At 67.7% G+C, this 19,244-nt stretch carries 17 protein-coding genes; 6 read left to right on the forward strand and 11 right to left on the reverse strand.

Annotation, left to right across the window (positions count from 1 at the left end; translation table 11 throughout):
* Window positions 1-4: 4 nt before the first annotated feature.
* The 8 genes from gtfA to AAFN46_RS18540 all read right to left on the reverse strand — a co-directional run bounded on the left by gtfA (window position 5) and on the right by AAFN46_RS18540 (window position 12,268).
* Window positions 5-1,447 carry a sucrose phosphorylase gene (gtfA, locus tag AAFN46_RS18505; protein WP_347810168.1) on the reverse strand — a complete coding sequence of 481 codons (1,443 nt, stop codon included), beginning with the start codon at window positions 1,445-1,447 and terminating at the stop codon, window positions 5-7.
* 91 nt (window positions 1,448-1,538) lie between these two features.
* Window positions 1,539-2,231, reverse strand: coding sequence for a phospholipase D-like domain-containing protein (locus AAFN46_RS18510; protein WP_347810169.1), 693 nt, complete (start codon window positions 2,229-2,231; stop codon window positions 1,539-1,541).
* Window positions 2,232-2,729, reverse strand: coding sequence for a rhomboid family intramembrane serine protease (locus AAFN46_RS18515; RefSeq protein ID WP_347810210.1), 498 nt, complete (start codon window positions 2,727-2,729; stop codon window positions 2,232-2,234). It lies immediately after the preceding gene.
* 50 nt (window positions 2,730-2,779) lie between these two features.
* Window positions 2,780-8,044, reverse strand: coding sequence for a DNA repair ATPase (locus tag AAFN46_RS18520; protein WP_347810170.1), 5,265 nt, complete (start codon window positions 8,042-8,044; stop codon window positions 2,780-2,782).
* Between the two features lie 95 nt (window positions 8,045-8,139).
* Entirely contained in the window at window positions 8,140-10,203 is a 2,064-nt protein-coding gene (locus AAFN46_RS18525; protein WP_347810171.1) for a flotillin family protein, read from the reverse strand.
* Between the two features lie 39 nt (window positions 10,204-10,242).
* Entirely contained in the window at window positions 10,243-10,881 is a 639-nt protein-coding gene (locus AAFN46_RS18530) for a hypothetical protein (RefSeq protein WP_347810172.1), read from the reverse strand.
* A gap of 58 nt (window positions 10,882-10,939) precedes the next feature.
* A complete protein-coding gene (locus AAFN46_RS18535; RefSeq protein ID WP_347810173.1) occupies window positions 10,940-11,635 on the reverse strand; it encodes a PspA/IM30 family protein in 696 nt (231 codons plus the stop codon).
* Between the two features lie 12 nt (window positions 11,636-11,647).
* Entirely contained in the window at window positions 11,648-12,268 is a 621-nt protein-coding gene (locus AAFN46_RS18540) for a YjfI family protein (protein WP_347810174.1), read from the reverse strand.
* A 271-nt stretch (window positions 12,269-12,539) separates the two neighbouring features.
* Between AAFN46_RS18540 and AAFN46_RS18545 the strand changes: the two genes are divergently transcribed.
* From AAFN46_RS18545 to AAFN46_RS18565, 5 genes are all read left to right on the forward strand, one after another.
* Window positions 12,540-13,736, forward strand: a complete 1,197-nt coding sequence (locus tag AAFN46_RS18545; protein ID WP_347810175.1) for a CaiB/BaiF CoA-transferase family protein — start codon at window positions 12,540-12,542, stop codon at window positions 13,734-13,736.
* A gap of 1 nt (window position 13,737) precedes the next feature.
* Window positions 13,738-14,160 carry a hypothetical protein gene (locus AAFN46_RS18550; RefSeq protein WP_347810176.1) on the forward strand — a complete coding sequence of 141 codons (423 nt, stop codon included), beginning with the start codon at window positions 13,738-13,740 and terminating at the stop codon, window positions 14,158-14,160.
* A 102-nt stretch (window positions 14,161-14,262) separates the two neighbouring features.
* Complete coding sequence (locus AAFN46_RS18555) at window positions 14,263-15,204, forward strand: ornithine cyclodeaminase family protein (protein ID WP_347810177.1); 942 nt, start codon at window positions 14,263-14,265, stop codon at window positions 15,202-15,204.
* The gene (locus AAFN46_RS18560) at window positions 15,201-16,322 is read left to right on the forward strand and encodes an FAD-binding oxidoreductase (RefSeq protein WP_347810178.1); all 1,122 of its coding nucleotides are present in this window, start codon (window positions 15,201-15,203) and stop codon (window positions 16,320-16,322) included. The genes AAFN46_RS18555 and AAFN46_RS18560 overlap by 4 nt, the downstream gene beginning before the upstream one ends.
* Before the next feature lie 53 nt (window positions 16,323-16,375).
* Window positions 16,376-16,996 (forward strand): PAS domain-containing protein, encoded by a 621-nt coding sequence (locus AAFN46_RS18565; RefSeq protein ID WP_347810179.1) that lies wholly within the window; start codon window positions 16,376-16,378, stop codon window positions 16,994-16,996.
* A 23-nt stretch (window positions 16,997-17,019) separates the two neighbouring features.
* Here AAFN46_RS18565 and AAFN46_RS18570 read toward each other — a convergent pair whose 3' ends face one another.
* Both AAFN46_RS18570 and AAFN46_RS18575 read right to left on the reverse strand, forming a co-directional pair.
* A complete protein-coding gene (locus AAFN46_RS18570) occupies window positions 17,020-17,364 on the reverse strand; it encodes an antibiotic biosynthesis monooxygenase (protein WP_347810180.1) in 345 nt (114 codons plus the stop codon).
* Window positions 17,361-17,693: an NIPSNAP family protein gene (locus tag AAFN46_RS18575; protein ID WP_347810181.1), complete on the reverse strand. Its 333-nt coding sequence runs from the start codon at window positions 17,691-17,693 to the stop codon at window positions 17,361-17,363. The genes AAFN46_RS18570 and AAFN46_RS18575 overlap by 4 nt, the downstream gene beginning before the upstream one ends.
* Before the next feature lie 73 nt (window positions 17,694-17,766).
* Between AAFN46_RS18575 and AAFN46_RS18580 the strand changes: the two genes are divergently transcribed.
* A complete protein-coding gene (locus tag AAFN46_RS18580; RefSeq protein WP_347810182.1) occupies window positions 17,767-18,453 on the forward strand; it encodes a helix-turn-helix domain-containing protein in 687 nt (228 codons plus the stop codon).
* Here AAFN46_RS18580 and AAFN46_RS18585 read toward each other — a convergent pair.
* A complete protein-coding gene (locus AAFN46_RS18585; protein WP_347810183.1) occupies window positions 18,441-19,217 on the reverse strand; it encodes an ABC transporter substrate-binding protein in 777 nt (258 codons plus the stop codon). The genes AAFN46_RS18580 and AAFN46_RS18585 overlap by 13 nt on opposite strands.
* Window positions 19,218-19,244 lie beyond the last annotated feature (27 nt).

The following is a 19,244-nucleotide window of genomic DNA, read 5'->3' on the forward strand; positions in this document are numbered from 1 at the left end:
AGGCTCAGCAGTACAGCTGCCCCATCCGCCCATCCTGCGGGTCGCTGTAGTCGATGATCGCCTGCGCCGTGCCCAGGTCGACGCACAGCCGGCAGTAGTGCTCGCCGTGGCGCCAGGCCATGCACACGCCGGTATCGGCGGACTGGTTGAGTTCGAAGCGCCCGGCGAAGGCCGGGTGGCTATTGCGCAGGCGCATCAGCGCCAGCAGGCGCCGCACCAGGGGTTGCTGCAGCGCCTGTTCGGCCTCGGCCAGGCTGTAATGGTGACGATTGACGTCACGCGCCTCGCCGCTGGCCTCGCATAGCTCGAAGTCGTTGCAGCCGCCGAGCAGGCCGACGTAGTACACCTGTGGAATGCCCGGGGTGAAGAACTGGATGGCGCGCGCGGCGATATAGGCATTCTCGTTGCGCATCAGCGCCTCGAAGAAGGTGCAGGTCAGCTGGTAGATGGCGCCGACGCTATGCACGTTGACCGCCGAACGGCGCATGATCGGATCGGCGCTGCGTGCCGAGACCTCGTCGACCAGGAAGCGGATCTCCGCCTCCGGCAGCATGCTCTCGACATCGGGGATGCAGATGCCATCGTGGGTATCCAGCACTGTGATCTGGTTGCGCGGGCACATGCGCAGCCACTGCTTGAGGTAGCGGCCGTTGCCGCTGAGAAAGGCGTGCAGCACCAGCGGCGGCAGGGCGAAGGCATAGGGGCGCATGTGCCGGCGCGAGATGGCGTACTGGTAGCTGATATGGTCGTGCACTTCCGGCAGCATCTCGGCGCCGTACTTCTCGCCGGTCTCGCGGAACCAGTCGAGGATGCGGTAGACATCCGGCTCGACCAGAAAGCAGCTCGTGCCGATCCTCTTGGTGGTGTAGCCGAAGGCGTCCAGGCGCAGCAGCTTGGCCCCGCGCGCGGCGAGAAAGGCCAGGTAGCGCTCCATCAGCTGGTAGGTCTTGGGCGACTGGTAGTTGAGGTCGATCTGCCGCTCGGTGAAGGTGCACCACACCCGGCAACGCTCGCCGCTGGCCAGCCGCACCTGGCGAAACGGCTCCTTCTCCTTGCGGATATGGATCTTGGCCAGGTCTTCCAGGGTAATCTCGCCCAGCTCGTCGACCCGCACGAACAGCTCGGCATGGGGCGAGGCCAGGCCCCTGGCGAGGAAGTCGAGAAACTCCGGCGACTGGTCGGAGATATGGCTGATCACCAGGTCGACGCACAGGTCGAAACGCGCGGAGATGCGCTCGACGTCGGCCCAGTCGCCGTAGCGCGGATCGACTTCCAGGTGGGTCAGCGGCGAGAAGCCGCCATCGGCGTTGGACGGATACAGCGGCAGGATATGCACGCCGCCGACGGCATCGGCCAGATGCCGATCCAGCAGCTGGTAAAGGCCGGCCAGATTGCCGCCGAAACGATCCGGATAGGTGATCAACTGCACCGCATTGCGCAACGCCATGCGTAACCCTCCCCCGCCAGCCGGAAAACCTAACCTCCGTTAAAGCAGGCTGAGCCCGAAGGTCAAGCCAGAGCAGGCTGCAAGAGCGGCCTCAGGCGTTGTTGGCGTAGCGCGCCCACAGCTCGTCGAACTGCCGCGCGTAGGCCGCCAGCAACTGCGGATGGTCGATCACCAGCAGGTTCTCGGCGTTGTTGGCGCTGGCGCTGCGGGTCCAGTTGAAGCTGCCGTTGAGCAGCCACTGACCGTCGAACAGGGCGAACTTGTGGTGCATGTGATAGGGGCCGGAATCGATGCGCAGCGGCACGCCCTGGCCGCGCAGGTAGGCGACGTCGCTGCCCTCATCAAACTGCTTCTCGTTGTCGCTGATCACCCGCACCGCCACGCCGCGGCGGTGGCAGGCGAGGATTTCCTCGCTCAAGCGGTCATCGGAGATGGTGTAGACGCAGATATCCACCGAGCGCCGGGCCTGGCGGCACAGCTCGCGGATCTTGCGCAGGCACTCCTCGCCGGGGCTGAAATGGGCGCTGGCCACCGCCGGGCGCGGCGGCGCGCTGGCGAGGTCGAGGGTCTTGATCACCTGCTCCAGCCACTTCAGCGCGGCCTGAGCGTTGGCCGGTTCGAGCACCAGCTCACGCACCAGGGCGAAGGCGCGGTTGCGCAGGTAGCGCACCTGGTCGGGGCCGAGGTCGCTACCGAGCTGGCGCAGCTCGTCGCGCTCCTCGTTGCTCAGCTTCAGGTCGACCAGGCTGTCGCGCAGTTGCTGGTCCAGGCGGGCGAAATCCATTCAATCTCTCCTTGCGCTACGGGTCAGGGCGGCGTAGAGCACGCCGCAGAAGGCGCCGGCCAGGTGGTACTCGAAGGACACGCCGCGCTGCGGCAGCAGGCCCCACCACCAGCCGCCATAATACAGCAGCACCAGCACGGCGATCAGCAGGCTGGCCAGGCTGCGCTCGAACCAGGCGCGCCCGAGCAGCAGGCCCCACAGGCCGAACAGCCAGCCGCTGGCGCCCAGATGCACGCCCGGGCGGGCCAGCAGCCAGACCAGCAGGCCGCTGCCGAGGATGATGAAGGCGCTGGCGCCGAGGAAACGCCGCGGCGAGTCGAGCATGGCCAGCCAGGCCAGAAGCAGCAGCCCCGACAGGTTGCCGAGCAAATGCCACCAGCCGGCATGCAGCCAGGGCGCGAAGAGGATGCCCGGCAGGCTGCCGACCTGCCGCGGCAGCACGCCCCAGGCGTTCAGGGCGTTGCCGCTCAGGCCGTTGAACAGCTGCAGCGCCAGCATCAGCCCGGCGATGCCGGCAAGCAGGCGCAGGCGCGGCGCCAGCCAGGCCGTCACGCCTGCTCGGGTCCCGGCTCGGTCGGCGCTGGCGAGGCCGGCGGCGCACCGAGGAACTGGCCCAACTCGCGTAGCCTCTGGGCCATGTCGCCCATGCGATTGTGGGTGCGCAGATCGATCTCGATCTTCTTGTCCATGGCGTTCATCAGCGGCAGGAAGCTGTTCTGCAGGGTCTCGGCCAGGCGCTCCAGCAGCACCTGCACGCCCGGCTGCGGCGGCGCCTGCACGGCCACCTCGACCTGCGGACGCAACTGGCCGAGCTTGTCCAGGCCGGCCAGCAGCTCTTCCCAGGGCACCTGCGGGGCGGCCTGCGGCTCGCGCTGCAGGCTGCCGCCGAGGGCGCGGATGCCTTCGACCAGGTCATTGAGCTGGGCCACCACGCGGGTACCGACATCGCTGTCGCTGCCGCCCATGGCCTTGTTGCGCAGGAAGTCGCGCTTGATCTGCGCCCAGCGATCACGCTGTTCTTCGGTCATATTGCCGCGCAGCTCGGCCAGCTTGAGCAGATTCTCCTCGGCGCCGGTGGTGAGCAGTTGCGACTCGCCCTGATAGTGGTCGGCGATCAGCTGCAGCAGCTCGGCATCGTTCATCACCGAGCTGATCTTCTCCGCCATCTTGTTCATGTTGCGGTAGCTGCCCTGCAGCTTGAACGGTGGCTCGCTGCGGTAGTGGTCGGCCTGGGCGGCGCTGGCGATGTACTGCTGGTTAACCTTGAGCACCACGTCGCGCACCTGCATCAGGCGCTGCAGGGTGGCGACTATCTCGTTGACCTCGGCGCCGCTGTAGCCATGGCTCAGCTCGTTGGCGGAGAACGGCTTGCCCTCGGCCTTGGCGACGAAACGGTAGACGTCGGCCATGTCGCGGGTGGCCAGCGGCGCCAGCACCGGGTTGGAAGTCAAAGCGTTCTCGATGTAGGACAGCGCGAAGGCCTCCTGCATGCCGCCCAGGGTGTCGCCGAGGTTGTAGATGTCGGCGCGGTTGGCCAGCATGTCCGGAATCTTGAAGACCTCGCCGGACTCGGTGTAGGGGTTGCCCGCCATCACCACGCAGAACTTCTTGCCGCGCATGTCGTAGGTCTTGGTCCTGCCCTTCCACACGCCTTCGATGCGCCTCGTTCCATCACAGAGCGAGATGAACTTCTGCAGGAATTCCGGGTGGGTGTGCTGGATGTCGTCGACATACAGCATCACGTTGTTGCCCATCTCCAGCGCCAGGTTGAGCTTCTCCAGCTCCTGGCGCGAGGTGGCGTCCGGCGCCTGCGCCGGGTCGATGGAGCGCACCTCGTGGCCCAGGGCCGGGCCGTTGATCTTCATGAAGATCAGGCCGAGGCGGTGCGCCACGTACTCCATCAGCGTGGTCTTGCCGTAGCCGGGCGGTGAGATGAGCATCAGCAGGCCCATCAGGTCGGTACGCTTGTTCTGTCCGGCGGTGCCCATCTGCTTGGCCAGGTTGTCGCCGATCACGCCGAGATAGACGTCGTTGATCAGCTTGTTGCGCACGAAGGAACTCAGCGGCTTGGGCTTGAACTCGGCCAGGCGCAACGCCTCGCGCTCGCGGTTGATCACCTCCTGGCGCAGCGCCTGGTAGCGCTGCAGCCCCGGCAGGAAGCGCTCGCGGTGCTTGCGCAGGCGGGCGAAGAAATCGTCCACCGCCAGCACCAGCTGGTGTTCCTGAATGCGCGGATGCTCGCCCATCAGCCCGCTGACGGTGAAGCGCAGGTCCACCTCGCTGGCGCGGCCGGGGAAGCCTTCGCCGAGCAGCGCCAGGGCCGTGGCCTCGGCCACGTAGCCGCGCAGCGCGGCGAACTCGTCCTGGGCGCAGAGGCCCTGCAGCCAGTTGCCGGCCAGGGCCCACTGCGCGGCCGGGCGGCCGTCGAGCCTGGCCAGGGCCTGCTGGTAGTCGTCCCACATGCGCGCGCCCTGCAGGCGCAGCTTGAGGCCTTCCAGCAACTGTTTGGCGTATTTGCTGAAAACGAACTCGATGCGCTCGGCGGAGAGTTCCTGCACCAGGTACTCGGCCGCCTCGCCGGTCACCGCCTCGCTCAGGCCCAGCGGCTGCTCGGCGAGGAAGGCCTGCAGCGCCATGGCGACCTCGCCCTGCAGCTGACGCAGCCCGCTGTCCTGGCCGAACAGCTGCTGGATATGCCGGCTGGTGCGTGCCCGCTGCGGCCACTGCGCGACGGCCTCATCCTCGCGTCGCAGGTCCCAGAACAGACAGGCCAGTGCCCGCGCCTCGGCGCCATAGCGCAGCAGCCCGGCGCTGTCGCGCAGCGGCAGCAGCGCCGCGAGGATGGCGGCGGCATCGTGGTCGTGAATGCCCTTCTCGTAGCCTTCCTTATAGCGCGGCGCGGCGAAGTCGCGGATCAGCCTGGCCAGCTCGTCGGGCTGCGCCAGCAGCGGCTTGATGCGCTCGCTGCTCAGCCCCTCGCGCCCGGCATCGGCGGCGGCCAGCACTTCGCCGGCCAGGTATTCGGCGCGGTACAGCTGTTCGGATTCGGACTCCAGGACCACCTGCCAGAAGGGCTTAAGCGCCTCCAGTTCGGCATTGGCCAGGGGCTCGAGGAAGTCGGTACCAGTCAGGTGCAGGTACAGCTGCTCGCCGCGCGGCAGCAGGGTCAGGTCCAGTTCCTGGGTGTTGACGCTGAAGCGGTGGCGCGGGCCGAGCTTGATGACGTTGCCGCCTTCCTCGAACAGCTCGCTCTTGTCGCGCAGGGCGCGCACCGCCTGGTCGCGCGCGCCCTTCAGGCGCGCCTCGATATCGTCGGCCTTGACGCTGTCCTTCAGCTCGCGCAGGCGCTCGGTCATCTCGCGCAGCTTGAGGATCAGCGGGTCGGCGGCGAAGAAGGCGTTCAGCTCCTCGGCCTGGGTGAACTTGGCGGTGCGCCGGCCGAGGCTGTCGAGGATGCGCTTGGCCGCGTCCAGCACGCTCTGCGCCTTGCGCTGGCGCTCGTCGAGCAGCGCCTGCTTGTGCGCCTCGAAAGTTTCCAGCAGCTCCTCGCGCTTGGCCAGGATGTCGCCGAGGAACTGCTCCTGATCGCCGAACTGGCTCTCCAGCTCCTCCAGCTGCACCAGCAGGCGCGCCAGCTGCTCGTCGCAGCGCTCCGGGTCCTGGGCCTGGCCGAGGGCGTTGGTGATGCCCTGGCTGAACAGCTTGAACTGGGCGCCGAACTGGGCCACGGTCTCGGCCGAACCCAGGCCCTTGCGCCGTTGCTCGGCGCGCGCCCTGGCCTGGTTGAGGCGGGCGTAAATCTCGGAAATCGACTCGACGATGCGCGTGCGCTGGGTGGCGTCGTCGATCTTCAACGAAGCCATCAGGCTGGACAGCATGTCCAGGTCGGCGGCCATGGTCTGCAGCTCGCCCAGCGGCTCGTTCAGCTGGGCCACGCTCTCGGCCTTCTGCGCCTGCTCGTCGAGGGCCTGCAGGCGGGTGACGAAGGGCTGCAGCGCCGCCTCGCCGGCGAGGAACGCGGCGGTGGCGGCCGAGACACGCTCCTGGGCGGCCAGCAGCTCGGCCTCCATGGCGTCCAGGCGGGCGATATCGATGTAGCGGTACTCGCGAATGGTCAACAGCAGGCCGCGCTGGGCGGTGATGCCGTTGAGGCCGTCGACGAAGCTCTGCACCTGGTCCCAGCTGTCCGGCAGCAGGGCGTCGAGCAGCGCCTTGTGGCGGCTCTCGGCGTCGCTCATGGCCTGGGCCGACTGCTTGCGGATGCTCTCGACCTTCTCGTATTCGTCCAGCACCAGTTCGGCGGTGGCGGCGATCTCGCGCAGCAATGGAGCGAGACCGGCCAGCTGCTCGCTGCCCAACCAGTGGTAGGCATCGAACAGGCGGCGGGTGTTCTGGCACAGCAGGCCGTAGCGCTGCACCGATACCTGCGGCGTGTCGATCTCGCGGCACAGGTCGTAGAGGTCGGACACCCCGCGCACCAGCTCGGCGTTGCCGATCTTGCCGAGGAAGCCTGAGCGCGCCGGCTGGCGGGCGGCGAACTCCTCGCTGCAGAACGGCGTCTGCCAGATCTGCATCGGGTGGATGCGAGTCGGCTCCTCGCCCTCGGCGGCGAAGATCACCGTGCGGCCGTCCTCCAGGCGCGCGTAGCCGTGGCCGAAGATCGGGTTCTGCAGCTGGCGGTTGATCAGGTTGTAGGTGAGCAGCACCGAACGGCCCTGCTCCGGGTGGTAGAAGATGTACTGCACGTCCTCGCCGTTGGGCGAGCGCACGGCGCGCTTGAAGCGCATGCCGTCCATGGACTGCTCGAAGGTCTTGTGCTCGCCGCTCTGCAGGTAGTAGCCGCCGGGGAAGATGATGCCGTGGTCTTCCGGCAGCTGCACGCAGGCCAGGCCGATGGCGTCGATGCGTTCGACCTTGCCGGTGAGGCCGTTGTACACCAGGTAGCGCCACTGCTCCTCGCGGTATGGCAGGATCTTCAGCAGCAGCAGGCTGCCGACGCGGGCGAACTCGATCTGGCCATCGTCGAGGGACTGGGTCTTGTCCAGCACTTCCTCGCGGTAGATGCCCAGGCCCGTCTCGGTGTTGTTCTCGACCTTGATGGTCAGGTCGCCGCCGATGGTTTCGACGAACAGGGTGTCGAGGATATTCAGGTGCGGGTGGCGGCCCTCGACCACCATCTCGCGGGTGGCCTTGGTCCACTCGAAGTCGAAGGGCGCCGGCAGGGCGATGTCGCGCTCGCCGCGGTTGTCGATATAGCGCACTTCCTTGCCGTCGACCGAGACCGACCAGCGGAACACGCGGATGTCGCTGATGCGCTCGCCGATCTGGAAGCTGGCCAGCAGCTTGCCGTCGCGCACCATCAGCTGCAGCAGGCGGGTGTTCTTGTAGTAGCTGTACAGTTCGTTGAAGTCGGCGACGAAGCTGGCCTGGGCCAGGAAGCTGCCCTCCAGCGCCACAGGCTCGGCCTCGTAGCCCTCGTCCTGCTCGATGAGGCGATAGAGGGAGAACACGTCCTCGACGCGGGTCTCCTTCTTCAGGCCGAGGAACACGTTGTAGCCGAACAGCAGGCAGTCGCCGACCTGCACGATGTCGCGGGCGATGCAATTGTTCTCGGTGCGGATGCGTACCCGCCCGACCACCTCCATCTGGCTGCTGCCGAACTCGGTCAGGCGCTGCTGGTTGAGATTCTCGGTGGTCTGCCGCAGGCGCTGGCCCTGCTCGTGCAGGCGCTTGTGCAGCACCTCGTAGGCGCCGCCCTGGGCGACGGCCTGGTCCAATACGTCCTGCGGCTGGGGTGCTTGAGCGTCCGACATCGTGGTCATCCTGGATCTGCGGCGTCAGGCTCCCGCCCCTCCGGGCGAGAGCTATGAAGAATGAGGGGACGGGCCGAACGGCCCGTCCGGCCGGGTCAGGCCCCGGCGGCCGGTGCCTCGCCGTCGAGCTTGCGCTCGGCGACCACCGAGGCGGCGGGCGCCTTGCCGGCCAGCAGGCGCGACAGCACGTCCTGCACCACCGGGCTCTTGCCGACCACGCCCTCGATGGCCTTGCCCACCGACAGCGACTTGGCGAAGGAGTTGAAGAAGTCGCCTTCGCCGCCGACGATCTCGATCTTCGCCTTGCCCAGCGCGGTGGCGAGCACCTCGGCCTGGTCCTTGGCGATGTCCTTGTTAGCGGCGATGGCGGCCATGGCCTCCTCGAAGCTCTTCTCCAGCTGCATGCGGAACTCCTCGTGCTGGCGAGCGCTGTCGCTGAGGGCGTCGAGGGCACCGAACTTCTTGCCCAGACCTTCCGCTTCGGCGTTCAGGCGCTGCAGCAAGATGTCCGCCTCGGCAGTACCCTGATCCTTGGTCGCCTGGGCCTTGGCGGTGCCGAGCTGCTGCTCGCCACGCGCCTGGGCACCGAGCTTCTCTTCCAGCACCTTGGCTTCGGCCAGGCCGTCCTTCTCCTTGGCTGCGGCCTGCGCTTCCAGCACGCGGGCCTCGGCCAGACCTTTCTCCTGCTCGCCCTTGGCTTCGGCGATCAGCTGCTCGGCCTTGACCCGGGCAGCGGCCAGACCATCCTTCTCTTTCGCCGCGGCAGTGACTTCCAGCACCCGGGCGTCGGCCAGGCCAGGCGCGGCGCGCTCGGCTTCGATACCTTCGGCCATGCGCTTCTTGGCCTCGGCCTGCTTGGCCGCGGCTTCCAGCTCGGCCTGGGCCAGGGTGTTGATTTCCACCGCCTTGTGTTTGGAGCGGGTCTCGTCGGCTTCGGCCTGCTTGACCTGGCGTACCAGCTCCTGCTCGGCCTCGGCCTGCGCCTGCAGGACGATGACCTGCTTGGCGCGCTCGGCTTCGGACACTTCGCGCACTTCCTTGATGCGCTCTTCTTCCTGGGCCACGGTCTTCTCCACGGCCACGCGCTCGCGGATCACGTTGGCGATGTTCTTGCGCTGCTCTTCCAGGGCCTTCTCGGCCTCGATGCGCTGCAGCTCCACCTCACGCTCGCGGGCGACCACTTCCAGGTCCTTGGCGCGGGTGACTTTCTCCACCTCGATGACCACGGCGCGCTGGCGGTTCTGCTGGGCCACTTCCACCTCGCGCTGGTGGTTCTCGGCGCGTACGTCGATTTCCTGCTGCGACTGGATGCGCGCCTGTTCGGCCTTGAGGCGTTCCTCTTCCTTGACCTTGATGGTCTCGGCTTCCTCGCGGGCGCGGATGGTCTCGATCTCGCGCTTCTGCCGTGCCTCGGCATCGGCCTGCTGGCGCTCCAGGGCCAGGGTGGCCTCGCGGGTCTCGACGTTCTTCTTCTTGATCGCCAGCTCTTCGTTGCGCTCCAGCTCGTTGGTGATGACGTTCTGCGCGGCGGTCAGCTGGGTGATCTTGCGAATGCCCTCGGCATCGAGAATGTTGCTCGGGTCCAGGGAGTTCTTCGCGGTCTGTTCCAGGTAGTCGATGGCGACGTCTTCCAGCACGTAGCCGTTGAGGTCGTTGCCGATGGTCTCGACGATGCGGTCGCGAAAGTCCTGGCGGTTCTCGAACAGCTGGACGAAGTCGAACTGCTTGCCGACGGTCTTCAGCGCCTCGGAGAACTTGGCGTTGAACAGGTCGTTGACCGCGCCACGGTCGGAGGCACGGTCGACGCCGATGGCCTTGGCCACCTTGAGCACGTCTTCCTGGGTCTCGTTGACGCGCAGGTAGAAGGCCACGGTGATGTCGGCACGCATGTTGTCCTTGCAGATCAGGCCGTCCTTGCCGCGCCTATCCACTTCCAGGGTGATCAGGGAGATCTTCATGAACTCCTTGAGGTAGATCACCGGGTACACCAAGGCGCCGGTGAAGTGCACCTTGGGCGTCGAGGACATGTCGTTGACGATCAGCGCCGTGCCCTGCGGGACCTTGATATAGAAGGCCTTGAACAGCACGAAGAAGCCGAAGATCAGCAGGAAGAACAAACCGACGCCAATCAGGAACGGCATCACCATTTCGAGGCTCATTGCAATCAATCTCCTTTGATTCTTGAAGCGGTCGAGGGCTCAGAGACCCTTGAACTCGTCCTCGGTTATGACCCGGTAGGCATGCTCGCCCTCCAGATACTCCAGCAACACGACACGGTCGCCGCGCTTGAAACCACGCGCCTCGTCGGCACGCACACGCAGGATCAGGCCCGCGCCACCGTCTTCCAGCACCGCCTCGCCATGGCTGAGGGTCACCCGGCCGCTGCGCACCACGGCGGTCTGCCCCAGCACCGACTTGCTGCTGGTGGCCTCCAGCTTGCGAAACAGCGGGCGCAGCGGCCGGCACAGCGCGGCGCTGAACGGCACCGCCGCCACCAGCGCGCCCAAGGCAATAGCCAGGCCCAGCGGGTAACGCAGGATGCCCAGCGGCAGATGGCGCAGCAGCAGCAACTCGACGAAATAGCTCGCCGTCCAGGCGAAGAAGAACAGCAGGGTCAACACCAGGGTCACCGGCACGCCGTTGAGCCCCAGCTTGAGCAGCAGGCCGGCGAGCCCCTCGGGCTGTACCGACTCCAGGGTGGAATCGGCCTCGATGTCGAGCACGTCGACATCGAGGATGCCCAGCGCGGCCACGCACCAGTAAAGCACCGCCAGACACAGCAGGAAGCTGAAGATGACGGTGGGAAACGCAAAAGCGCTGTGCAGGAAGTTTTCCATCGAATCCCCATCCCTGAATCAGGCGGCGCAGCCGGAGCTGCGCCGCGACACGCGACTATCAGGACTTGGCCTTGTCCTTCAGGCGCGCCAGCACGCTGTCCGCGCCGGCACTGTCGGCCTTGATGCCGGCGGCACGCAGCTTGGCCTCCAGCGACTCGTCGATATTGGCGGCCTCGGCCAGTTCGGCCGCCGCCTCCATCTTCGCCGCACGCTCGGCCTGCTGTTGTTTGATCCGCTCCAGCGACTCCACGGCGGTGTGCAGCTTGGCCTGCGAACCACCGTAGCGCTGGGCCACGGCCATCTGCGCCTTCTGCACGCTCTCGGTGGCCTTGACCGTATCCACCTGTTGTTTCAGGCGCTTGATATTGGCCTCGGCCTGGCTCACCGCCTTGCGCAGCTGGGCCACGCTGGCGGCATAGCTCTCGGCCTGCTCGCGCTCGCCGGCCTGCTCGACCTCCAGGTTGGCGATCTTCACCGCCACTTCCTTGGCCAGTTCCTCGTTGCCGGCCTCCAGGGCCTTGAGCGCGTACTGTTCGTACTCGGCGACCTTGACCGCGCTCTTGCCGGCACGCTCGGCGGCCAGCTTCTGCTTGGCCATGATCTCGGCCAGCGCTTCCTTGGACTTACGCAGCTCCAGGTCGGCGTCGCGGATCTCCTGATCGAGGATGCGCAGGGCCTGGCTATCGACGATCGCCTCACCCATCTCGTTGGCGCCGCCGCGCAGGGCGGTCAGCAGCTTGCTCCACACATTCATGGCAACTCCTCCTTAGGCACCGGCCTTGAGAAAGCCCTCGTAGGCTTCGGTGGCCTTGATCACGTTATCCGCCAACAGCTCAATCTCCAGCACCACGTCGGACAGGCTCGAAGACGCGCTGAGCGCGCCGAACATGGTGTAGCAGGACTGACCATCGGGCAGGGTCTCCAGGCCGATGCAGGACAGCGGGAACAGCTTGTGGCTACGCAGTACCTCCTCGTTGAAGGCCGCGGCATCGCGCACCTCGTCGGCCGGCCAGAGCAGCGCCTCGACGATGATCTGTTCGCCGACCACCGCCATGAACAGCGGCAGATCGCCATATTCGCGCATGGTGACATGCAGACTGGAATCGGCACCCTGGATCAGCTCGATAGCTGCCCGTCCTTCCTTGAACAGCTCCGTCGCGACCAGCGCATCGAACAGCGCCTGCGCGGTCCACACCTGAGGCATGCTCATAGCTCCCTCCTTCTCCATAGAGTCCAGCCCCGGTCGAGGCTGACGCAGTTTGCGCTCGAACGCGGCCAGCAGCGGCGCGTGCTCGGGCAGTATCCAGACCTCCTTCTTGACCAGCCCCTGCTCACGCAGGCGCTGACGGAAGAGTCGCTGGTAATGGGCGGATGATTTGTTTTCCATGAATGCGAGACTAGAACATCACATGTAATAGATCAACATGCTTACATGTGAAAAATGAAACAGCCGTATGACACCCGGCCACATGCCTTGGCGGCTGAGGCCCGGAGCGATTTTCAGCAAGCAAGCAAGCATAGGAGAACGAACACGGCGACGGAGCCGTCCTGGTCCGAGGGGAGTGAGCGCATCCTTTCGCCCGACGATTTAACCGCAGATACTCCCCCGACGAAACCCGAGGAGCGCCGACCAGGTCGCACTGTCAACAGGAGCCCAGATGATTCCCAGCAAACCCCTCGCCGGCCTGAAAGTGGTCGAACTCGGCAGCCTGATCGCCGGCCCCTTCGCCTCGCGCATCTGCGCCGAGTTCGGCGCCGAGGTGGTCAAGGTGGAGTCGCCGGACGGCGGCGACCCGCTGCGCAAATGGCGCAAGCTGTACGAGGGCACCTCGCTGTGGTGGTTCGTGCAGGCGCGCAACAAGCGCTGCATCACCCTCAACCTCAAGCACGAAGCCGGCCGCGAGGTACTGAAGAAGCTGCTGGCGCAGGCGGATATCCTGATCGAGAACTTCCGCCCCGGCGTGCTGGAGAAGCTTGGCTTCGACTGGGAAACCCTGCATGCCCTGAACCCCAGGCTGGTAATGGTGCGCCTGTCCGGCTTCGGCCAGAGCGGCCCGCTGAAGGACCAGCCGGGCTTCGGCGCGGTGGGCGAGTCGATGGGCGGGCTGCGCTACATCACCGGCTTCGAGGACCGGCCACCGGTGCGTACCGGCATCAGCATCGGCGACTCCATCGCCGCGCTGTGGGGCGTGATCGGCGCGCTGATGGCGCTGCGCCAGCGCGAGGTCAACGGCGGCAGCGGCCAGGTGGTGGACGTGGCGCTGTACGAGGCGGTGTTCGCCATGATGGAGTCGATGGTGCCGGAGTTCGACGTGTTCGGCTTCGTCCGGGAGAGGACCGGCAACATCATGCCCGGCATCACCCCCTCCTCCATCCACACCTGCGCCGACGGCAAGCATATCCAGATCGGCGCCAACGGCGACGCCATCTTCCAGCGCTTCATGCGCGCCATCGACCGCGCGGATCTGGCCAGCGATCCGAGCCTGGCCGACAACGCCGGCCGCGACGCCCGCCGCGACGAGCTCTACGGGGTGATCGACCGCTGGGCGGCGAGCCTGCCGCTGGCCGAGGTGGAGGCCGTGCTGAAGCGCGCCGAGGTGCCGGCCAGCCGCATCTACTCGGCCGAGGACATGCTCGGCGACCCGCAGTTCCTCGCCCGCGAGATGTTCCTCGCCGCCAGGCTGCCTGACGGCAAGCCGTTCAAGATGCCTGGCATAGTACCCAAGCTGAGCGAGACCCCCGGCGGCGTGGAATGGACCGGCCCGGCACTGGGCGAACATAACCAGCAGGTGCTCGGCGAACTGGGCTACGGCGCCGAACAGATCGCCGAGCTGAAGGCCGGCGGCGCGATCTGAGATGCGTCGCCTCGTCATGGCGCTGCCGGCGAGCCTGGCCATCGCGCCCTGCACGGCGCTGTTCATCGCCCTGCTGACCGGTAGCCTGCGCCAGGGGCGGCTGGCGCTGGAGTGGCCCACGCTGATCGACGGCGTCGGCTACGCCATGCCCGAGATCCTCCTGGCCGCCGCACCCGGCATGCTGATCTTCCTGGCAGCGAGCCGCCACCTGCGCAGCCGAGTGGCCCGGCTCGCCCTCTTCGCCGGCTGTGCGCTGCTGGCCTGCGCCATCGCCGCCATCCTGTTCGCCCAGGCGTTCGGCAACACCTGGAGCACAATGGAAATCCTACTGGAGCTGGTGGCGGCCCAGCTGGACCTGATCGCGCTGGCAGCCCTCCCCGGAGCGCTTCTGGTCGCCGCGCTCCACCCCGGACGGCCAGCCTGAGGCGACGGCGACCTCCGGCCAGACACCATTCGGCGGACGGCCGCTTGCCGGAGAATACTTAAAAGTCCAACATGGACAATTATGTATAAATGGAGTCTCAGCATGCCCCGCGTGATCGACCATACCGAAGCCGAACGCCTGCTCGCCCGCCTCGACGTGCCCCAGGCCATGCGTACCATGTTCGCCAGCCTGGCCGAGGGCCGCGCCGTGCAACCGGCGCAGCAGCTGGTGGAACTGCCCGGCGGCGGCGACTTCATCAACTACCTGGGCGTGCTGGCCGACGAAGGCGTCTACGGGGTCAAGACTTCGCCCTATATCCCCGGCCCGCAGGGCGCCACCGTCACCGCCTGGACCCTGCTGATGTCGCTGCGCAGCGGCCAGCCGCTGCTGCTGTGCGACGCCAAGAGCCTGACCACCGCGCGCACCGCCGCCACCACCGCGCTGGCCGTGGAGGAACTGGCGCCGGCCGGCGCGCGCCACCTGGCCATCGTCGGCAGCGGCCCGGTGGCCCGGGCCCACCTGCACTACGCCAAGGGCCTGCGCGACTGGCAGAGCATCCGCTTGTACTCGCCGAGCCTGGCCGGCAAGGACGCGGCCGAACGCGCCGCACTGCTGGCCGAGGATGTGCGTCTGCAACTGTGCGCCAGCCTGGACGAGGCCGTGCACGAAGCCGAGGTGATATTGCTGTGCACCTCCTCCGCCGGCCCGGTGCTGGACCCGCTGAGCCTCGGCCGCAACGCGCTGGTCACCTCGATCAGCACCAACGCGCCGCGCGCCCACGAGGTGCCGCCGGCGAGTCTGGCGGACATGGATGTCTATTGCGACTACCGCGCCACCACCCCCGGCTCGGCCGGCGAGATGCTTCTGGCCGCCGAGCGGGGCTGGGACCCGACGCGCCTTCGCGGCGACCTGGCCGAGCTGGTCAGCGGCCGCGCGCCCAGGCCGGACTACGGCCGCCCGGTGTTCTTCCGCTCCATCGGTCTGGGCCTGGAAGACATGGCCCTGGCCAATGCCCTGCATCTACTGCTGGAACGAGGCCAATGAACTGCGACTACCTGATCATCGGTGCCGGCATCGCCGGCACCAGCACCGGCTACTTCCTCGCCCCGCACGGCAAGACCCTGCTGCTGGAGCGCGAGGCGCAGCCCGGCTACCACAGCACCGGGCGCTCGGCGGCGCTCTACACCCTGGCCTACGGCACGCCGCAGGTGCGCGCGCTGACCGCCGCCAGCCGCGCCTTCTTCGACAACCCGCCCGCCGGCTTCAACGCGCACAGCCTGCTCGGCCCGCGCGGCGAGCTGGTGGTGGACTTCTCCGGCAATCCCAGCGAACTGCTGCGCCAGTACGAGAGCGGCCGCGCCAGCGTGCCCGAGATGCGCCTGCTCAGCGCCGACGAGGCCTGCGCCCTGGTGCCGGTGCTGCGCCGCGACAGGGTGCACGGCGCCATGTTCGACCCGAGCGCCGTCGACATCGACACCGATGCCCTGCACCAGGGCTTCCTGCGCGGCATCCGCCAGCACGGCGGGGAGATCCACTGCGGCCAGGAGGCGACCGCGATCCGCCGGGTCGCCGGGCTCTGGCAGGTCGAGTGCGGCGCGCAGCGCTACCAGGCGCCGGTGCTGATCGACGCCGCCGGCGCCTGGTGCGACGAGATCGCCGCCCTGGCCGGGGTCGCGCCCATCGGCCTCACGCCCAGGCGCCGCGCCGCCTTCACCTTCCTCCCGCCGGAGGGCGTGGACAGCCACGCCTGGCCCTGCGTGGTCGACCTCGACGAGGCCTTCTACTTCAAGCCGGACGCCGGCCAGCTGCTCGGCTCGCCGGCCAACGCCGACCCGGTGGCGCCGCACGACGTGCAGCCGGAGGAGCTGGACATCGCCATGGGCATCTACCAGATCGAGGAACACACCACGCTAAGCATCCGCCGCCCGCAACATACCTGGGCCGGGCTGCGCAGCTTCGTCGCCGACGGCGGCCTGGTCGGCGGCTATGCGCGCGATGCCGAGGGCTTCTTCTGGGTCGCCGCCCAGGGTGGCTACGGCATCCAGACCAGCGCGGCGATGGGCGAGGCCTGCGCCGCACTGATCCGCGGCTTGCCGCTGCCCGCCCCCATCGCCGCCTTCGGCCTGAGCGAGGCCATGCTCTCGCCTTCCCGCCTGGGCTAGGTTTGCGGCACACTCGCAGCGCCCCGCACGGGGCGCCCAACCGGAGTTCCCGCATGCCCGCCGCCGACCTCGACAACTACCGCGCCATCGCCGACGCCGTCGCCGCCCTGTTCTTCCCCCATGTCGAGGTGGTGCTGCACGACCTGCGCACGCAGAAGATCGACCATATCGCCAACAACATCTCCAAGCGCGCGGTCGGCGACGATGCCGCGCTGGAGGATCTGCTGGAGAACACCCCGGACGAGCGCACCATCGGCCCCTACGAGAAACTCAACTGGGACGGGCAGAAGATCCGCTCGCTCAGCACGGTGCTGCGCGACGCGCGCGGCACGCCGGTGGCCGTGCTGTGCCTGAACTTCAACATCACCCTGCTGGAAAGCGCCCGACAGGCGCTGGAGCTGCTGCTCAGCTCGAGCAAGCTGATCCCGCAGCCGGACTCGCTGTTCCGCGACGACTGGCAGGAGCGCATCAACACCTTCCTCCACGCCTGGCTGCAGCAGCGCCAGCTCGGCCTCAACCTGCTCACCCGCGAGCACAAGCGCGAGCTGGTCGAGGCCCTGCACGCCGAGGGCGCGTTCAAGGGCAAGAGCGCCGCCAACTACATCGCCAACGTGCTGAACATGGGCCGCGCCACGGTGTACAAGCACCTTAAGGAGATCAAGGGCGAGGCCTGACGCGGACGGCCGAGCGCGCCCGCTCAGCCGTGCACGGCACGCGAATCGTCCGGCGCCTGCTCGCGCTGCTGCATGCCGTAGTCGCGCAGCACCTCGGCCACCCGCAGCCGATAGTCGGCGAACACCCCGCCGCGCCCGGCGCTCTGCGCCTGGCGATGCTCCTCGGTAGTGCGCCACTGGCGCACCGCCGCCTCGTCGCGCCAGAACGACAGCGACAGCAACTTGCCCGGCTGGCTGAGGCTCTCGAAACGCTCGATGGAGAGAAAGCCGTCGATGCCCTGCAACTGCTCGCGCAGATCGGCGGCGATGCCCAGGTAGGCGTCGCGCCGCCCCTCGGCCGGCAGCACCTCGAAGATCACCGCGATCATGACCGCGGCTCCACGCCCAGGGTGCCTTCCACCCCTTCGAGGAAGCTGCGCTCCTCGCGCAGGATGAAGCGCTTCTCCTGGGCCATGGCGAAGTTGGCGCGCCCCTCGGGGTCACTCTTCAGTCGTGCCCGGTAGGTCTCGTAGGCGGCCAGACTGGGGAAGGCGATCAGCCCCCAGGCGATGTCGTTGCTGCCCTCGTGCGGCAGGAAGTAGCCGAGCAGGTGGCCGCCGCAGCGGGGGATGATGCGCCCCCAGTTCTCCGCATACTCGCGGAAGGCCTCGCGCTGAAACGGATCGATCTGGTAGCGGATGAAGCAGGTAATGGTCATGTCGCGTCCTCCTTGGAAGCTGAGTTCACGTTAGCGCTTTATCGCCGACCGATGGTTCGACTAGGATCGAACCATGAAAGACGGCCCCAACATCGCCCGCATCGCCGCGCTGATCGGCGACCACGCCCGTGCCGAAGTGCTCACCGCGCTGATGGCCGACCGCGCGCTGACCGCCACCGAGCTGGCGCAGATCGCCGGCGTGAGCAAGCCGACCATGAGCGCACATCTGGCCAAGCTGCTCGACGCCGGCCTGATCGCCGCCGTGTCCCAGGGCCGCCACCGCTACTTCCGCCTGGCCGACGCCGACGTCGCCCGCCTGCTCGAGACGCTGATGGGCGTGGCCTTCCGCGCTGGCGCCGTGCGCGTGCGCTCCAGCCCGCGCGAGCCGGCCCTGCGCAAGGCACGGGTGTGCTACGACCACCTGGCCGGGGAGCTCGGGGTGAGGGCCTACGAGACGCTGCTGCAACGCGGCTGCATCGAGGAACAGGACGATGAGCTGCGCCTGACCGAGGCCGGCCAGCGCTGGTTCGCCGCCCTGGAGATAGACGTGGAGGCCGCCGCCGGCCGGCGCCGGCACCTGTGCCGGCCCTGCCTGGACTGGAGCGAGCGGCGCCACCACCTGGGCGGTGCGCTCGGCGCGCAATTGCTGCAGCGCCTGCTGGAGCTGGGCTGGGCCAAGCGCGACCCGGCCTCGCGAGTGATCGCCTTCAGCCCTCGCGGCGAGCGCGAGCTGGAGCGCCTGCTGGCTCAGTCGCCGTAGATATCGAAGCCGAAGTACTTGCCCTGGATCTTCTGGTATTCGCCGCTGGCGCGGATGCCTGCGATGGCGGCGTTGAGCCTGTCCAGCAGCTCCCGGTCGCCCTTGCGCACGGCGATGCCGGCGCCCTCGCCGAAGTAGGCCGGGTCGGTGAAGGCCGGGCCGACGAAGGCGAAGCCCTTGCCCTGCTCGGTCTTGAGGAAGCCCTCGTCCACCGGGATGGCATCGGCCAGGGTGCCGTCTACGCGGCCGGAGACCAGGTCCAGGTAGATCTCGTTCTGCGAGCTGTAGCGCACCACTTCCACGCCCTTGGGCGCCAGCACCTCGCTGGCGAAACGGTCGGTGGTGGTGGCGCGCTGCACGGCGATGCGCTTGCCCTTGAGGCTGGAGAAATCGGCGCTGACCTCGGTGCCTGCCTTCATCGTCAGGCGCGCCGGGCTGTAGTAGTACTTGCCGGTGAAGTCCACCGACTTGCGCCGCTCGTCGGTGATGGTCATGGACGACAGCACGGCATCGACCTTCCTCACCTTGAGCGAGGGGATCAGGCCGTCGAACTCCTGCTCGACCCACTGGCACTCGACCTTCATCTCGGCGCACAGGGCCACGCCTATGTCCACGTCGAAGCCGGCGATTGAGCCGTCCGCCTGCTTGAAGGCGAAGGGCGGATAGGCCGCCTCTATGCCCAGGCGCAGGGGCTTGTCGGCGGCGAACGGGCTGGAGGCGAGCAGGCTCAGGGCGAGGCCGCCCAGCAGTGCGAGTTTCTTCATGGTGTGACTCCCGGAAGCGCCCGCCGC

It is taken from the genome of Pseudomonas sp. CAU 1711, assembly GCF_039888625.1.
In the GTDB taxonomy this organism is placed as follows: Bacteria; Pseudomonadota; Gammaproteobacteria; order Pseudomonadales; family Pseudomonadaceae; genus Aquipseudomonas.

Bases quoted from the DNA above. Each gene is read 5' to 3' on its own strand.
- AAFN46_RS18585 (WP_347810183.1), bottom strand. From the start codon at position 19,217: ATGAAGAAACTCGCACTGCTGGGCGGCCTCGCCCTGAGCCTGCTCGCC.
- AAFN46_RS18575 (WP_347810181.1), bottom strand. From the start codon at position 17,693: ATGACCATTACCTGCTTCATCCGCTACCAGATCGATCCGTTTCAGCGC.
- AAFN46_RS18550 (WP_347810176.1), top strand. From the start codon at position 13,738: ATGCGTCGCCTCGTCATGGCGCTGCCGGCGAGCCTGGCCATCGCGCCC.
- AAFN46_RS18540 (WP_347810174.1), bottom strand. From the start codon at position 12,268: ATGGAAAACAAATCATCCGCCCATTACCAGCGACTCTTCCGTCAGCGC.
- AAFN46_RS18535 (WP_347810173.1), bottom strand. From the start codon at position 11,635: ATGAATGTGTGGAGCAAGCTGCTGACCGCCCTGCGCGGCGGCGCCAAC.
- AAFN46_RS18565 (WP_347810179.1), top strand. From the start codon at position 16,376: ATGCCCGCCGCCGACCTCGACAACTACCGCGCCATCGCCGACGCCGTC.
- AAFN46_RS18530 (WP_347810172.1), bottom strand. From the start codon at position 10,881: ATGGAAAACTTCCTGCACAGCGCTTTTGCGTTTCCCACCGTCATCTTC.
- AAFN46_RS18520 (WP_347810170.1), bottom strand. From the start codon at position 8,044: ATGTCGGACGCTCAAGCACCCCAGCCGCAGGACGTATTGGACCAGGCC.
- gtfA (WP_347810168.1), bottom strand. From the start codon at position 1,447: ATGGCGTTGCGCAATGCGGTGCAGTTGATCACCTATCCGGATCGTTTC.
- AAFN46_RS18545 (WP_347810175.1), top strand. From the start codon at position 12,540: ATGATTCCCAGCAAACCCCTCGCCGGCCTGAAAGTGGTCGAACTCGGC.
- AAFN46_RS18580 (WP_347810182.1), top strand. From the start codon at position 17,767: ATGAAAGACGGCCCCAACATCGCCCGCATCGCCGCGCTGATCGGCGAC.
- AAFN46_RS18510 (WP_347810169.1), bottom strand. From the start codon at position 2,231: ATGGATTTCGCCCGCCTGGACCAGCAACTGCGCGACAGCCTGGTCGAC.
- AAFN46_RS18525 (WP_347810171.1), bottom strand. From the start codon at position 10,203: ATGAGCCTCGAAATGGTGATGCCGTTCCTGATTGGCGTCGGTTTGTTC.
- AAFN46_RS18560 (WP_347810178.1), top strand. From the start codon at position 15,201: ATGAACTGCGACTACCTGATCATCGGTGCCGGCATCGCCGGCACCAGC.
- AAFN46_RS18515 (WP_347810210.1), bottom strand. From the start codon at position 2,729: ATGCTGGCGCTGCAGCTGTTCAACGGCCTGAGCGGCAACGCCCTGAAC.
- AAFN46_RS18570 (WP_347810180.1), bottom strand. From the start codon at position 17,364: ATGATCGCGGTGATCTTCGAGGTGCTGCCGGCCGAGGGGCGGCGCGAC.
- AAFN46_RS18555 (WP_347810177.1), top strand. From the start codon at position 14,263: ATGCCCCGCGTGATCGACCATACCGAAGCCGAACGCCTGCTCGCCCGC.